This is a genomic window from Ruminiclostridium papyrosolvens C7 (assembly GCF_000421965.1).
Classification (GTDB): domain Bacteria; phylum Bacillota; class Clostridia; order Acetivibrionales; family DSM-1351; genus Ruminiclostridium; species Ruminiclostridium papyrosolvens_A.
This window is the reverse complement of record NZ_ATAY01000006.1, coordinates 84064-99159: the sequence shown is the minus strand read 5'-3', so window position 1 is coordinate 99159 and position 15096 is coordinate 84064. Positions and strand designations below refer to the sequence as shown.

Sequence of the window (15096 nt, the reverse complement as noted above, 5' to 3'; positions counted from 1 at the left end):
ATATGAGAATAACTAATAACATGCTGATTTCAAATATGTTAACGGCCTTGGGAAATAACGAAAGCCGTATGAGCAAGTATCAAAATCAATTAAATACCGGAAAGAAAATTCAGCTCCCATCAGATGATCCTATTGTTGCCGCAAGAGCATTGAAATTGAGAACAGATGTCTCAAAGATAGAGCAGTACCAGAAAAATCTGGGGGATGCACAATCTTGGGTAGATGCTACAGATGCTGCCCTGGCTCAAATCGGAGATATATTAAAGCGTGCAAAGGAACTTTCTACTCAAGCCGCAAACGGTACCAATTCAATAACGGAGACCAGAGATATAGGGCAGGAAATGAAGCAATTGAAAATTCAGCTTGTGCATATTGCTAATACAACGTATAGCGGTAGATATATGTTTTCGGGATTTAAAACAGATCAAAATTTAATCAACGATGATGAAGCCAGCGCTGATTTTGGAAAATTCGAAATTGATGTTAATACGGTATCGGAAAAAATTCAGTTTGAGATTGGTGCTGGTGATAATATAAATATCAATGTAGCCGGGGGAGATATCTTTAACAGTGGGGGAGATGCAGTTGATGGGGCTGAACCCGCCATGATGGCACTTTTTTCCGGTGTCATAGCTGATTTGGATTCAGGAGATAACGCAGGAGTAAGAAGCAAACTGGATCAGTTTGATGTACAAATTGACAATCTGTTAAGAGTCAGGGCAGATATTGGAGCAAGGCAGAATAGAATTGATTTATCTGCAGATAGAATGAGTAATGATCTAGTTAATATGACAGATCTGATGAGCAAGAATGAGGATGCTGACCCTGCAGAAACAATTATGAATCTAAAAATGGAGGAAAATGTTTATCAGGCTTCATTAGCTGGGGGAGCAAGAATTATACAACAAACACTGGTGGATTTCCTAAGGTAATTTTAAAACAGTGTGATACAAGGACGTGAGAAGTATGGGACTTTCTATCCAAACGACACCCGCAAGAATCTCTATTGAGACTGTTGATTGCAAAATAGAACGTAAAAGTATGATGGCAAGGTTGGAGTTGAAACAAAAGCCGCCGGTAGTTAATATTAAGACTGAGCTGCCAAGAGTTTTGATTGACCAATATGAATGTTTTGCTGAAGAAGGGCTGAAAAATAACTATGATTTGCTTAAAGAGCAGTCAGATTATGCATACCGACATGCTATGGAGTATATTGCCAGGGTGTCACAGGACGGAGATGCCATGGCTAAAATCGGGAATAAGGCAAATATAATGATTGATATTGCCCAAAGGAATTCCGTTACTACCCATGAATTCGGTATGGTCACAGTTCCAATGTCGAGGCCAAAAATAGATGCTGTGGGTGGCACTGTAGAATTTGACCCGGAACCAATTAATGATATCGGTATGAGAAACGGGGTAACAGGAACATACATTCCAGCTCAGGTGGATTTCAATTACACTCCCGGGAAAGTTAATACAAGAGTGGAATCATACGGCTCCATAGAAATTAAATATACAGGCAATAATGTAGATAGTTATATTTAGGCATTATTGCCTTTTTACTTATCCACAAAAGCTCGTTTGAGAGGTATAATAAGCTAAATAGAAAAATAATTTTGGAGGAGTAAATATGCTGGTGAAAACAACGCACTTTGGTGAAATTGATATAAAAGATGAGGATATAATTGAATTTAATGAAGGTATTGTTGGATTTGAGGATATACACAGGTATGGGATTATCAGAAATCAGGATTCTGACTCGCCATTTAGCTGGATTCAGGCCATAGAAAAACCAGAGCTTGCGTTTGCAGTGATTGATCCTTTTGCCATAAAGAAAGACTATGATTTTGTATTGAACGATGAATATGTTAAGGCATTGGAAATAGAAAACCCTTCACAGGTTAATGTATTTGCAATTGTAGTAGTTCCAGAGGATTTGAAAAAAATAAGTATGAACCTTAAAGCTCCTGTGATTATAAACAAGGAAAATAGAAAAGCAGCGCAGGTGATATTGGATACAGATGAGTATTCGGTCAGACATTATATAATGGATGAGCTCCAGAAGCAGGAGGTGTAGCATGCTGGTATTATCAAGAAAAAAAGACCAGTCACTAATGATAGGCAATGATATTGAGCTTACAATCATAGAAATACAGGGTGATCAGGTTAAAATCGGTTTAAAGGCACCTAAAAATGTATCCATATACCGCAAAGAGTTGTATCTTGAAATACAGGAAGAAAACAAAAAAGCTGCCACAGCAGACATAGTGGAACTTGATTCCATATTTAAAAAGTAGTATTAAAAACAAAAAAAGTTTAAAGTTTTTTAGTTTTAGCTATAAAGTATTTTTAAAAAAGTACGATATATTAATTAAGCAGGAAGGCTATACGCTGTATACCGGCCGGATAAGCGGAGGGCAGGCCTGCATACCATTCGGGAAAGGAATCCCGGAAATATATATAATCATGGAGGATTTATATTATGAGAATTAATCACAATATTGCTGCAATGAACACTTACCGTCAGTTGACAAACAATACAACTGCAACAAGTAAGTCATTAGAAAAATTATCATCAGGTCTTCGTATTAACCGTGCAGGTGATGATGCTGCTGGTTTGGCAATCAGTGAAAAGATGAGAGGCCAGATCAGAGGTTTGGATCAGGCATCAAGAAACTCACAGGATGGTATCTCAATGATACAGACTGGTGAAGGTGCACTGGCTACAGTTAGTAATATACTTGTTCGTGTTAAGGAACTCGCTGTTGAGGCTGCAAACGGAACCTACGATGCAACAAACGACTTGGCAAGAATAACAGAAGAAGTAGCAGAGCTTGGAAATCAGATTACTGATATAAAAGACAATACAAAATTCAACGGTATTTCTTTACTTAATGGTAATGGAACTAAGGATATTGTTCTGCAGGTTGGACAGGAATCCGCACAGAAACTGACACTTACATCGTCTAAAACAGATCTTAAAGATGTTGTAACAGCAGTTTCAGGTTATGCCACTGCTTGGACTACTTCAAGCGCTGCAAGTGATGATATTGACGATATTGAAACTCAAATTAATAACGTAAGTGCGATGCGTTCTTATTATGGAGCAAATCAGAACAGATTGGAATACAATATAAACAACCTGGATACTTATTCCGAGAATTTATCTGCTTCTGAATCACGTATCCGTGATGTAGATATGGCTAAGGAAATGATGGAATTTACAAAGCAGAATATTCTGTCACAGGCAGCTCAGTCAATGCTTGCACAAGCAAATCAGCAGCCACAGGGTGTTCTTCAATTACTCAGGTAATAAATTTTCTGCAACTGACGGAGAGCCGGGGGATATATGCCTCTGGCTCTTTATTTTTACATTTATTCGGAATTACTTTATGCCTTTGGAGGTAAATATGACAGAAAAAATGAAAGTATTTCTCACCCCACAGTATTTTAGAAAATTCAGATGTATTGGCTCTGAATGTGAGGATTCCTGTTGTAAAGGTTGGAGGGTTAATATTGACAAGGAAACCTATAAAAAATATAGATGTGTACAGGATAGTGAATTAAGGCCTCTATTAGATAAATATGTAACTCGTGAAAGAAAAAATGGAGGAGACATTGTAAATTATGCAAAGATTAAAATGATTGATGAAGAAGCACTATGCCCTTTTCTTAACGATAAAAAGCTTTGCAAGATACAACGGGAATACGGAGAAGGCTATCTTTCAAAAGTTTGTACAATTTACCCCAGAACTGCAAATAGGGTGGACAACGCAATTGAAATGTCTACTACTCTATCCTGCCCGGCAGCGGCAAGATTGGCTCTATTGAATCCGGAAATCATGGAATTTGACAAATATGAAGATATTCCAAACCCAGATTTAATGGGTTCTCCTGGATTAAATACACAGGATAAACAATTTGCAAATCGGCCTCAGAGATATTTCTGGGATATCAGGATATTTACCATAGATATTTTACAGAACAGAAATTATTTTATGTGGGAAAGGCTAATTATTCTAGGACTGTTTATAGAAAAACTAAATAAATGTGTGATTGAAAACAAGGTAAATGACATACCCAATATAATACAATCCTATAATAAGATGATAGAAGAAGGGACATTTAAAGGAGTTCTTGATTCAATACCGGCTGATTGTACAGTACAATTGCAGTTAATTAAGGATATTATTGATATTCGTGTGAACAGGGGAGTTCTTAGTAAAATATATATGGAATGCTATGAACAATTTCAAAAAGGCATTAATTATACTGAAGAAGCAACAAAGGAAGAAATTATAAATAACTACCAGAAGGCGTTTGAAGAATATTACAAACCATATATGGATCAACACGAATATATATTTGAAAATTATCTTGTTAATCATGTATTTGCCAGATTATTTCCGTTTACCGATGGATCGATTTTTGATGCATATATTATGTTGGTTTTACATTATGCGATTATAAAGGTTCATCTGATTGGGATGGCGGGGTATAATAAGGGGCTTAACGAAGATATGCTTATAAAGCTCATATCTACATTCACTAAAACGGTTGATCATAATACCGTCTTTCTCAAAGATTTAGCAAAGCAGTTAAGTGAAAAGAATTACAATACCCTAGCATATATGACTATTATGATAAAAAATTAATATTTACATAGAAAAATATAGCTAACTCCAAAAACTGCTAAATACATGGTTGGTTTTTTCCGATAGAATAAGAAGAAGAGTTTTGGAGGTGCAGGTATGAAAATAGATGGCAGTGAATTAATGAGTAATAGTATCAGTTCAAAAAGTAATAACGCAGATATTCAAAAAATAAGTACAATAGGCAAACCGGATAGGACATTGACAACCACAAAGTCAATATCCCAAATAAACGATTATGATAAAGACAACATGCCTGTCTCTGAGAGAGTAGTTATCGAAGCGATACAAAAAGCAAACAAGGCGATTTCAGGGGGAAATAGAAGATTCGAATTTTCTATTCATGAAAAGACAAATGAAATAGTTGTAAAGGTATTTGATTCAGATACAAATGAACTTGTTCGTGAGATTCCTAACGAAAAGGTTTTGGATATGGTAGCGAAGATGTGTGAGATGGCTGGCATATTAGTTGACGAAAGAAGGTAGAGATATGAATGTTAACAGTTCCTCAAATACAAGTGGAATGCAGGGTACTACAAATTACTCAAGACTGACTGGAATGATATCTGGTTTTGACACTGATGCTTTGGTGAAGGCAGCACTTTCAAAGGATCAGGCAAGGATCGATAAGGTAAAGCAAAGCAGAGAGTTGAATATGTGGATGATTGATGCTTATAGAGATGTAACATCATCGCTGCAGAGCTTTTATAATCAATTTTTTGATACTGTTACTTCAACCACCAATTTGAAATTGGTATCTACATTCTCCGGTTATACCGCTGCACTGGCCGCAGGAAGTTCCTCTGATGTCGTTAGTGTAACTGCAGGAAGTGGGGCTAAAGCGGGGGTATATTCATTATCAAATATTGTTGCAGCGACCTATGCTCGTATATCGACCGGAGCAAATGTTACTAATACTGTTGAAACAGGTATGATTTCTCAGGCAGATTTAGATACAATAAAAAGTTCCAGTTATAATAATATATTCAGAATAACCCTGAATGGTAAAACAGTAGATATAAAATTGGACAATGACTCCGGTCAAATTTCAAGTGTAGACGATTTGGTTTCTCAACTTCAAAGTAAATTAAACAATGCCTTTGGAACGGATTCTTTAGGCAATGGTAAAATAAAAGTTGAAAATAACGGGGGAAGGCTTAAATTTACTACCCTTAGAAACACGGATACTTTTTCAATAGGTACTGTCAATAATGAAGGAGCAGGGAAATTATTCAGCACAGTACCATCTGGTACTACCCCTTTTGAATTAAATGGTGGTAATAATAAATTTGAGCTTACCATTGGAAACAGCACAAAAACTATTACCGTACTGCCATTGGCCGGAAACTCAACTTTTACAACTGCAGATGATCTGAAAGCTGCCATTCAGAATGGGATTGATGCTGCGTTCGGAGCCGGTTCAGGTGTAACAGCAGATATAAATAATGGGAAGGTTGTACTAAAATCTGATGCAGGTGTGAATTTCTCCATAGGGTATACAGTTAATGGAGCAGCTAATGCAATACTTCAGATTGATAGCTCCAATACTTCAAATAAGGTTGATTTAAAAGCAATGCTTTCAAGGATAGGTGCAGGCTTTGCAATTGACCCATTTAAAAATTCCGACGGGACATCAATTAAAAATGCAGATGGTACTTTCTCTAAAAATATAGAGTTTACAATAACAAGTTCCAAGGGAACTTCCACTTTTTCATTTGACCCTGCGACTACATCAATAAATGATATAATGAGAAAAGTAAATATGGACACTACTGCTAATGCAACCATGAGCTATGATGTTACCACAAATAGCTTTAAAATACAGGCTAAGGATACCGGTGCTACCTCTAAGCTTGATATAGTTGATACTGCAGGAGGTTTCATGTCATCACTGGGGATAGCCGGTACGGGTGCTGTCGGAAGTGATGCAAGTGTGACGGTTACAGGTGAGGACGGAACCTCCATGACTATAGTAAGGCCTAATAATTCATTTACCTATGCCGGACTTACATTTAATATATTGAAGGATTTGCCAGCAGGTGCAGATCCAATAAAAGTAACCGTTGCAAGTGATACAAGTAAAACCTTTAACACTATTAAAAGTTTTGTGGACCAGTACAATGCCTTAATTGATAAGTTGAATACAGAAATAAGTGAGAAAAAGGTAAACTCGTAATAGATGAATCAAAGTTGAAGGAAGCACTGACTAATAATCCCGACGAGGTCACAAATCTCTTTACTGCGGCTTCGGATAAGTCGTATTATAAGGCTTCCGGTGATTCTGCAATCAAAAAGGAGAGGTATAAAGAATCCGGGCTTGCAGACAGATTCTCTGATATTATACAGGATGCAATCAGAACTACACCTGATGCCAAGAGCAATCTCGGAACATTGATAATGAAAGCCGGTCAGGTTGGTGATGCATCAGAATACACCAACTCCTTAATAAAGGAGATTTTGGGCTTTGATAAAACAATAGATGATTTAAATGAGAAACTCACTTCCAAGGAAAATACACTATATGCAAAGTATGCAAACATGGAGAAAATGCTAAGCCAGATGAGTTCACAATCTAACTGGCTTGCATCCCAATTCAGTTCCGGACAATAAATAGAGACTAGAGAACAGCAGGAGGTTGCTAATGATGGTGAACAATGGTTATAATCAATATAAAGAAAATTCGGTATACACGGCTACTCCAGAGGAACTGACTCTGATGTTGTATAATGGTTTGGTTAAATTCATTATGCTGGCACAGAGTGCTATTGACGAGAAGAACATTGAAAGAGCCAATAACTCAATTATTCGTGCACAGGATATAGTCAGGGAATTTCAGGTGACCTTGGATATGAAATACGAAGTGTCCAAACATCTAGATAGTATATATGAATACATGCACAGAAGATTGATTCAGGCAAATATAAAAAAGGATAAAGATATTCTGGAAGAAGTGTTGGGAATGGCAAAAGATCTCAGAGATACATGGACGCAGGCTATGAAGCTTGCCAAACGGCATGTTTCATCTACGGATCAGATTGCAAGGTAAGTATTGAATTGTAAAAGCACCTCGCACACAATCAGATTTAGTGCGAGGTGTATTTATTAATTACAAGGCTTTGGAGGAGAGAAATAATGGCACCTGAACAATATATTCAAAAACTTACTGAATTATCTTTGAAAAAGTCAGATAATATGAAAAAAATTTTAACCCTTACAAAACGACAGTCTGACGTAATAACTGAAGACAGTATAAATGAATTACAAAACTTGGTCGATGTTAAGCAGAAACTAATAGATGAAATTAACGAGCTGGATGACGCATTTGAGGTATATTATTCAAGGCTGAAATCTATTCTTGGAATAGAGAGTATGGAAGAAGTAAGCATATCTGAGTACAATGAGGTTGTACGACTACAACAGACTATCAAAACAATATTTGATACAATAAAAGAAATACAAGCTGCTGAAAATGAAAATAATATGAAAGCCAGAGGTGTTCTGGACAGTCTGGGAGGACAAATAAGGCAGGTAAAACAAGGTAAGATAGCAAACAACGGCTATAATATCGGAGGGAAACTGCCCCAACAATCATATTATTTTGACACAAAAAAATAAAATAATACGTTAAGATAAAGTACACCTATTTTTAATGGGTGTACTTTTTACATATATAGGAATTAATATTTCATTATACCCCTTGTTAACATAAATTACAAGACTGCACATTACTTGGATAATGGTGTATAATAATACAGAAATATACAAAAGACTGAAAGGATGGTAGTACAAATGAGCTTAAAGGACAAGTTAAAGATTTTTAGTGCAATGGTATTTATGTTAGTCATCGTAATTTCAAGCAGTATGGTATTTGCGGCAGACCCGAATACCTGGACAACAAAAGCACCTATGGCGACTGCAAGGTATCTCACTGATGCAGTAGTTCTAAACAACCAGATATACATGATTGGAGGGCATGGAAGTACTACATTAAACTCAGTGGAGCAATATGATCCTGCAACTGATATCTGGATCACAAAAGCACCCATGGCCTATTCAAGATATGATCATCAAGTAGTGGTAACAGGCGGAAAAATTTATGCAGTAGGTGGTGGAGGAGGCACCTATGGTTGCGATACAGCGGTAGAAGAATATAACCCTGAAACCAACACGTGGAAAACTATGGCAGCTATGAATACACGGAGGAGTAGCTTTGCATCAGCCTTAGTAAATGGGAAAATATATGCTATAGGCGGAAGTGGAGTTAATTCGGTGGAGGAATATGACCCTGCAGATAATATATGGAGATTAAAGGCTTCTATGTCCGTTGTTAGGCAACAGTTTAAAGCAGCTGTGATAAACGGAAAAATCTATGCAATAGGTGGGTATGATGGTAAGAATTATCTCGGTTCTGTGGAGGAATACGACCCAGCAACTGACACTTGGACATCAAAGTCGCCTATGCACAATACCAGGTCTAGATTTGAAATAGCTGTACTAAACGACAAAATATACGTACTAGGGGGTACCACTGTTGGTAGTGATGTTGCTTCTTCCATAGAGGAATATGACCCTTTAACAAACACTTGGACAACAAAGACATCAATGCCCGCTTATTCAGGTGCGTCAGGGAGAGCAGTAGTATTAAATGGGAAAATATATATAGTTGGGGCTAGCGGCAACAAATTAGTTGAAGAATATGACCCTGCCACTGACAAATGGACCTATGATGCACCTATGTTGGCGGGTAGAAATGACCCCGGTGTAGCGGTACTAAATGGTAAAATTTATGCTATAGGGGGAAGGTACGGAGGTGCTACTTTAAAATCAGTAGAAGAATATACACCCACTAGTACAGGCGGTACCGGTGATGGTGGCAATGAGAATCCACCGGTTATTACAGGAAACAGTGCAATACTTGAAATAACAATGGTTAATGGAGTGATAAAGGAATACGATTTAAATGGTGTTGAACTTGATAGCTTTTTAACTTGGTATGATAACAGCTCAAACGGTAGCGCACCGTCGTATTACATATTTAATAAAAAGAACAATATTAAACCTTTCCTAAGCAGAAAGGAATATATCGCATATAACAAGATAGCAAGCTTCGAAATTAAGGAATATGCAGAATAATTTATATTCCGGTTAAGTTACGAGACTTAAAACAAAAAAGTGCAATTGTTAAATCACGATAAAATGGTTTAACAATTACACTTATTTTTTTACGTTATTTCTGCACTGCTTTTTCAGCTTCCTCAACACATTCATTTGAAAATTCAACTACCTGGTCTATATATTTATCCTGTGCAGACAAATAGCTTTCACCATAACCGGCTGCACCTGAATTCCAATAGTGTGCCTGTACGGGACTTTTTCTTTTATACATCTCATAAATCAACTTTGCATTATCAGAGGTACTGGGAGTATCCTGTGCCCCATCAATCAAAAGTACCGGAGTTGGAATAATAGAAGATACTTTTGATATTATGTCCATTGAACTGTCAACCTTTGCAATCTTTTTAACAGCAAATTTCACAGCAGGTTTAAAGGGGATATCAGGGAGCCACAGAGACGATTCCACTATATAGTCAATATAATCATCTATATTTGAGTAAGGACTGTCTGCAATTACGCCAATAATACTATCTCTATACGGAGTCTGTGTTAGTGCGGACAGGCACGAAGATGCTCCCGTAGAGAAACCCATTAGAATAATCTGTTCAGTAGTCCGCTGGTTAAGATATTTTACAGCACTTAAAACATCAGCGGTCTCATTTCTACCGAAGGTTGAGATTGAACCGGATGAGTTGCCGGAACCTCTCAGATCATAGGTCATTACATTGAAACCTTCTCTATTCAGATCTGCAATAAGAGGGAAGGTTTGTTCCTCAAACTGCAGTCTGTTTTTTCCATAGCCGTGAACCATAAGTACAGTTTTTTTGGAGCCGCTGTATGGGAAAAACCAGCCGTTTATTTTTTCTTTGGATTCACCTACCGTAAAGCTTATATTATTATAGTCAGGTGCTATATTGGAGGATATCTGAGGAGTAGTAACCTTTATGGGATGGGTAATTCTCCATGCAGAAAAAAAGGAAATCGCAGCAACAGCGGCTAACAACAAAACCAATATATAGATTACTGCCAAAAAGATATTCTTAGGTAAAACACTTTTGCGCTCCGCATAAGCAACAGGAAAAAGCCGCATATAAACTATCCTCCATTATTAAATAATTTACCAAACCCCAAGGAATGCTTGTAGACTTACAGAAATACCATATTGACTTATGATTTCCCAAGCTTTATTATATTTTTATTTACAGGGAATGTAAATACAATATCGATAATTGTTAAAACATGTCTAAAGGGAGGGAATTGTGTTATGAGTGAGATTTGCAGCTGCTGTCCGAGACATTGCGGAGTTGACAGAAATTGGGTTACGGGCTTTTGCGGGGTGCATGAACTGCCAAAGGTCGCTAAAGCTTTTTTGCATATGTGGGAAGAACCTTGTATCAGCGGCATAAACGGTTCGGGAACAGTATTTTTCAGTGGTTGTAACTTAAAATGTGTATTTTGTCAGAACTATGAAATCAGTCAGAAGGGATATGGAAAGGTGATAACCATAAGCAGACTGCAGGAAATTTTCATGGATTTGATTGGAAAAGGTGCACATAATATTAATCTTGTAAATCCATCACATTACACAAAAGCCATTAAAGAGGCGATTCTACCATTGAAACAGCAGGGTAGGATTAATATTCCCATAGTTTATAATACAAACGGATATGATTCACCCGAAACTTTGCAGGATATGAAGGGGATAGTAGATGTGTATCTGCCTGATTTTAAGTACTCTTCAGAGAAAACAGCTGTAAAATATGCGGCAGCATCGGATTATCCTCAAGTTTGCAGGAATGCAATTATCGAAATGCATAAGCAGGTGGGTTCACCAGTATTAGACTCGTACGGTATTATAAAAAAAGGACTTATTATCAGACATCTGATTTTGCCGGGACATGTTAAAGAGAGTATAAGTATTCTAGATTGGATATCTGAAAATCTACCCGGAGATGTTTATGTATCCCTTATGAGCCAGTATACCCCTTATTACAATGCAAAGAATTTTCCGGAGATAAACAGGCCTATTACAAGAAATGAATACGATAGGGCAGTTAACCACCTATACAAGCTTGGGTTGGAAGAGGGATATATTCAGGAAAGGGAATCTTCAGATACACAGTACATTCCGGATTTTAATTTGGATGGGATATGAAATTTTGTAAAAAAAGATTGCAATTAAGAAAAATGTGTTTTATAATTTTAGATGTCATTTCTATATTTTTCTATTTTATCTAAGAAATATTTCACTAAAATTATATTATCGAATACAGGTGTTTTCAAAATGCAGGATAGTTATTTTCATTTTAAGTACAGATATATAAGATTGCTGGGACACGGGGGCTGCGGAGATGTGTACCTTGCCGAAAATACTAAGTTGGGTAATTTCTGGGCTGTAAAAGAAATTCCAAAAGGCAGGGATTCCACCATCAGTGGTTACTTGGAACCTGAGATATTAAAGAGATTAAATCACCCTGCTCTTCCGAGAATATGTGATGTTTATGAGGATGAACGATGTATATATATCGTTGAGGACTATATAGAAGGAACCTGCCTCAAACAGATACTTGATGAAAAAGGCAGTGTTGAAGAGAAAAAGGCAGCAGAATGGGGGATACAGCTGTGCAGCGTCTTGGATTATCTCCACAGTCAGAAGCCGGATCCTGTTATATATGGTGATATGAAACCCAATAACATCATTTTAACAAAGGGAGAGACAATTAAACTCATCGATTTTGGAATTTCCTCCACGCTAAACGAATCGCGAGGCAAACCTCCCGGTTTGACAGAAACGGCTTTTATAGGCACAAAAGGCTATGCGGCTCCGGAACAATTTATGTGCTGTTGCTTATGCCCGGCAACGGATATTTATTCTTTAGGAGTTACTCTGCTTCATCTTATCACAGGGGTTGGCCCTGTAAAGAATTATTCTTTCTATCAGAATAACAATTTCTCAGAATACCTTTCACCTCAAATCGATGAAATACTTAAAAAATGTATAAATCCAAAGCCCGATTTACGATACAGGACGGCAGAAGAACTCATGAAAGACCTTAGACAGTATCTTTTGGCAAGTTCCGATACTCTTATTCGAAAATCCGTTCATGAAATATCCCCATCCTACATATTTTCTAAAATAACTGCAGTAACCGGAGCCGGTGGAACAGGTGTTTCTACACTTACAGCTGCAGTGGCTGAACAAGCTTCAAAGTCTGGTAATTCCGTATGTATAGTTGATTTAAGTAAGTCAGGAGATTTAGCAAAAATTTTTGTCCGGGCCGGTGAAAATTCCCCTTCAACCTTTCCCCATAAAACTAAACCTAACATGTATTATCTAAGACCGACAATCGAAGTGTCTGGTGATTCACCGGAGAATGTGACCTTAAACAAGCTGTTAGGACAACTTCAGGAGAAATACAGATACATATTTATTGATGGGCCACCGGACGTTCTGAAGACTATAGAAATATATCTTGATAACATTTTTATTGTTTCCGACATGAATCCTTTCAACATCATTAAAATTTTTCAAATTCTTGAAAAGGAAGGTCTGGCGGAAAAAATGGTATCCAGAACTTCTTTTATTATCAATAAATTTTATAAAGGTGAATTAAGTTCGGATATACTTTTACAGGGTGTTTTTAATAACGAACCGTTTAGAAAGACAGAAGTTTTTGAGGTGACCTACAGTGAAAAGGTATACTTGAAATGGATGTACGGTTATTTTGAAGAATTTGCAGGATTCAATAGTTTAATATCTGATAATTTCAAAAAGTCTATATCAAATATTATTTTACATAAAATCATTCCCAATGAAAAGAAAAGTTTATTTAAAAAGGAGTAAAGTCTATGAGTAAAAGGCTTATTATAAAGACCGTGCTTATCTGTCTCGGTTTATTTTTGATTTTGGATTCTGCAATATTTGCATATATCTTTACAAAATATCCGATTAATACGGAAAAGACAGTATCTGTTGTTGTAGCGACGGCAGATATAAAAGAAGGAACGGTAATAGAAGAACATTTTCTAAGGAAAAAACAAGTAAACGCATCGGCAGTAAGTTCTAATATTGAAACGGAAGTTGGTAATGTTGCAGGGACAAAGGCCCTTACAAATATACACAAGGATGATTATATAAGATCATACGACCTTCTGGAAAGGAAGAACTGGTATAAGGATGATGAAAGAATTATTGTGCTGCCGGTTAGTATGGAGGAAAGACTGGCTAATCTAATAAGAAAGGGTTCGTATGTTGACATAAGACTACAGAGGGACACTAGTGAAGTTACCGAGGATGTTTTATACAAAATACAGGTAAAGGATGTACTGGACGATACAGGTACAGCCTTGGATTCCAAGTCTGCAGTGAACTCCAAAACTGCTTACTTAAAGTTGGTTTTAGGTAAGAAGGACAGACAAAAGATATATTCTGCGTCAAGAAGCGGAAAGCTTATTTATGAGCTGTACTGCGATAGTACACAAAAATCAGTAGGGGAGGTTAATTAATGGGTAAAACGGCAGCGGTGATATCAGAGGTCAAAAACTCCGGCAAGTCAGTATTTACGTTTATTCTCGCGAACCAAATCAGGGAAATGGTAACTCAGGATACTAAAATACTGGTTTGCTGTCTCAATTCAAAATTCAGCCTTCTATATAAGCTACTGGGTATAAATGAGGTTTCCCCCGGAATTGAGGAATTAATAAATCTACAGGAATCGGGATGTGAAAATAAAGCTCGGACTTTAGCGGATTTGATTCCAAGGTCAAATGGCATATACTTTCTGGGAAGCTATAAAACTACAAATTCTTATGTTAACCGTAATGTGGAGGGCTTTTCAACACTTGTTGACAGTCTTGGAAAAACCTTTGATTTAATCATATTTGATACTGTGTCCAGCAAAGAAAATACTCTCACTGACATAGTATTAGATAAATCATCTATGCTCATAAATCTTTTTGTTCAGGATGCAGAAAGTGTAAATAAGCTTAAATTGGTTGGAGATAAAATGATACATAAATGCAATGAAATTTATCTGATAACAAAGTATAGAGATATCTATCCCAGAGTAAGTGACATAAAGAGAAGGTTTTCTCTGGATAAGCTGTTTAAGATGGATTACTGTGAAACTTTACAGGAAATGAAAAACAGGGACAGCCTTCATCTTTATTTACAAAGAGATACAGAGTGCAACCATTCTGTAAGAGTTATTTCAAAGTATATAACTCAGATATTTGATCTTGATATAAAAAGTAATAACAAGGATGGCAAAAAAGTGAATTATTTAAAAAGTATATTTGACATACTTACATAAACTTATTTTAAGAT

Annotated in this window: 17 protein-coding genes; 16 read left to right on the top strand and 1 reads right to left on the bottom strand. The window is 36.7% G+C overall.

All coding sequences use genetic code 11. The features are described from left to right. Positions 1-2: 2 nt before the first annotated feature. The 12 genes from flgL (at position 3) to L323_RS22020 (ending at position 9788) form a co-directional block, all read left to right on the top strand. Positions 3-932 (top strand): flagellar hook-associated protein FlgL, encoded by a 930-nt coding sequence (flgL, locus tag L323_RS22075; RefSeq protein ID WP_020813816.1) that lies wholly within the window; start codon positions 3-5, stop codon positions 930-932. 34 nt (positions 933-966) lie between these two features. Then, on the top strand, positions 967-1548 hold the full coding sequence (locus tag L323_RS22070) for a DUF6470 family protein (protein WP_020813815.1): 582 nt from the start codon (positions 967-969) through the stop codon (positions 1546-1548). An 85-nt stretch (positions 1549-1633) separates the two neighbouring features. Then, a complete protein-coding gene (gene fliW / locus L323_RS22065; protein WP_020813814.1) occupies positions 1634-2080 on the top strand; it encodes a flagellar assembly protein FliW in 447 nt (148 codons plus the stop codon). A 1-nt stretch (position 2081) separates the two neighbouring features. Next, on the top strand, positions 2082-2300 hold the full coding sequence (csrA, locus tag L323_RS22060) for a carbon storage regulator CsrA (RefSeq protein ID WP_020813813.1): 219 nt from the start codon (positions 2082-2084) through the stop codon (positions 2298-2300). A 185-nt stretch (positions 2301-2485) separates the two neighbouring features. Further along, positions 2486-3316: a flagellin gene (locus tag L323_RS22050; RefSeq protein ID WP_020813811.1), complete on the top strand. Its 831-nt coding sequence runs from the start codon at positions 2486-2488 to the stop codon at positions 3314-3316. Positions 3317-3413: 97 nt separating this feature from the next. Next, entirely contained in the window at positions 3414-4658 is a 1245-nt protein-coding gene (gene fliB, locus L323_RS22045; protein WP_020813810.1) for a flagellin lysine-N-methylase, read from the top strand. Between the two features lie 96 nt (positions 4659-4754). Continuing rightward, positions 4755-5141: a flagellar protein FlaG gene (locus L323_RS22040; RefSeq protein ID WP_020813809.1), complete on the top strand. Its 387-nt coding sequence runs from the start codon at positions 4755-4757 to the stop codon at positions 5139-5141. Positions 5142-5145: 4 nt separating this feature from the next. Continuing rightward, positions 5146-6831, top strand: a complete 1686-nt coding sequence (gene fliD, locus L323_RS22035; RefSeq protein ID WP_242835215.1) for a flagellar filament capping protein FliD — start codon at positions 5146-5148, stop codon at positions 6829-6831. Between the two features lie 14 nt (positions 6832-6845). After that, entirely contained in the window at positions 6846-7265 is a 420-nt protein-coding gene (gene fliD, locus L323_RS41550) for a flagellar filament capping protein FliD (protein WP_242835214.1), read from the top strand. A gap of 31 nt (positions 7266-7296) precedes the next feature. Beyond that, positions 7297-7701: a flagellar export chaperone FliS gene (gene fliS / locus L323_RS22030; RefSeq protein WP_020813808.1), complete on the top strand. Its 405-nt coding sequence runs from the start codon at positions 7297-7299 to the stop codon at positions 7699-7701. 86 nt (positions 7702-7787) lie between these two features. Further along, entirely contained in the window at positions 7788-8270 is a 483-nt protein-coding gene (locus L323_RS22025; protein WP_020813807.1) for a flagellar protein FlgN, read from the top strand. Positions 8271-8444: 174 nt separating this feature from the next. Next, a complete protein-coding gene (locus L323_RS22020) occupies positions 8445-9788 on the top strand; it encodes a Kelch repeat-containing protein (RefSeq protein WP_020813806.1) in 1344 nt (447 codons plus the stop codon). Between the two features lie 94 nt (positions 9789-9882). Here L323_RS22020 and L323_RS22015 read toward each other — a convergent pair whose 3' ends face one another. Beyond that, entirely contained in the window at positions 9883-10860 is a 978-nt protein-coding gene (locus L323_RS22015; protein ID WP_020813805.1) for an alpha/beta hydrolase, read from the bottom strand. 174 nt (positions 10861-11034) lie between these two features. On the opposite strand from L323_RS22015, the gene L323_RS22010 reads away from it, so the two are divergent. The 4 genes from L323_RS22010 (at position 11035) to L323_RS21995 (ending at position 15082) form a co-directional block, all read left to right on the top strand. Beyond that, positions 11035-11925, top strand: a complete 891-nt coding sequence (locus L323_RS22010) for a radical SAM protein (protein WP_020813804.1) — start codon at positions 11035-11037, stop codon at positions 11923-11925. Positions 11926-12054: 129 nt separating this feature from the next. Continuing rightward, the gene (locus L323_RS22005) at positions 12055-13614 is read left to right on the top strand and encodes a serine/threonine-protein kinase (protein WP_038275016.1); all 1560 of its coding nucleotides are present in this window, start codon (positions 12055-12057) and stop codon (positions 13612-13614) included. 5 nt (positions 13615-13619) lie between these two features. Continuing rightward, positions 13620-14276 carry an SAF domain-containing protein gene (locus tag L323_RS22000; protein ID WP_020813802.1) on the top strand — a complete coding sequence of 219 codons (657 nt, stop codon included), beginning with the start codon at positions 13620-13622 and terminating at the stop codon, positions 14274-14276. Beyond that, positions 14276-15082 carry a hypothetical protein gene (locus L323_RS21995; RefSeq protein WP_020813801.1) on the top strand — a complete coding sequence of 269 codons (807 nt, stop codon included), beginning with the start codon at positions 14276-14278 and terminating at the stop codon, positions 15080-15082. The genes L323_RS22000 and L323_RS21995 overlap by 1 nt, the downstream gene beginning before the upstream one ends. Positions 15083-15096 lie beyond the last annotated feature (14 nt).

Excerpts from the sequence above, each read along its gene's own strand:
- flgL (WP_020813816.1), top strand. The coding sequence starts at position 3 with ATGAGAATAACTAATAACATGCTGATTTCAAATATGTTAACGGCCTTG.
- L323_RS22070 (WP_020813815.1), top strand. The coding sequence starts at position 967 with ATGGGACTTTCTATCCAAACGACACCCGCAAGAATCTCTATTGAGACT.
- fliW (WP_020813814.1), top strand. The coding sequence starts at position 1,634 with ATGCTGGTGAAAACAACGCACTTTGGTGAAATTGATATAAAAGATGAG.
- csrA (WP_020813813.1), top strand. The coding sequence starts at position 2,082 with ATGCTGGTATTATCAAGAAAAAAAGACCAGTCACTAATGATAGGCAAT.
- L323_RS22050 (WP_020813811.1), top strand. The coding sequence starts at position 2,486 with ATGAGAATTAATCACAATATTGCTGCAATGAACACTTACCGTCAGTTG.
- fliB (WP_020813810.1), top strand. The coding sequence starts at position 3,414 with ATGACAGAAAAAATGAAAGTATTTCTCACCCCACAGTATTTTAGAAAA.
- L323_RS22040 (WP_020813809.1), top strand. The coding sequence starts at position 4,755 with ATGAAAATAGATGGCAGTGAATTAATGAGTAATAGTATCAGTTCAAAA.
- fliD (WP_242835215.1), top strand. The coding sequence starts at position 5,146 with ATGAATGTTAACAGTTCCTCAAATACAAGTGGAATGCAGGGTACTACA.
- fliS (WP_020813808.1), top strand. The coding sequence starts at position 7,297 with ATGATGGTGAACAATGGTTATAATCAATATAAAGAAAATTCGGTATAC.
- L323_RS22025 (WP_020813807.1), top strand. The coding sequence starts at position 7,788 with ATGGCACCTGAACAATATATTCAAAAACTTACTGAATTATCTTTGAAA.
- L323_RS22020 (WP_020813806.1), top strand. The coding sequence starts at position 8,445 with ATGAGCTTAAAGGACAAGTTAAAGATTTTTAGTGCAATGGTATTTATG.
- L323_RS22015 (WP_020813805.1), bottom strand. The coding sequence starts at position 10,860 with ATGCGGCTTTTTCCTGTTGCTTATGCGGAGCGCAAAAGTGTTTTACCT.
- L323_RS22010 (WP_020813804.1), top strand. The coding sequence starts at position 11,035 with ATGAGTGAGATTTGCAGCTGCTGTCCGAGACATTGCGGAGTTGACAGA.
- L323_RS22005 (WP_038275016.1), top strand. The coding sequence starts at position 12,055 with ATGCAGGATAGTTATTTTCATTTTAAGTACAGATATATAAGATTGCTG.
- L323_RS22000 (WP_020813802.1), top strand. The coding sequence starts at position 13,620 with ATGAGTAAAAGGCTTATTATAAAGACCGTGCTTATCTGTCTCGGTTTA.
- L323_RS21995 (WP_020813801.1), top strand. The coding sequence starts at position 14,276 with ATGGGTAAAACGGCAGCGGTGATATCAGAGGTCAAAAACTCCGGCAAG.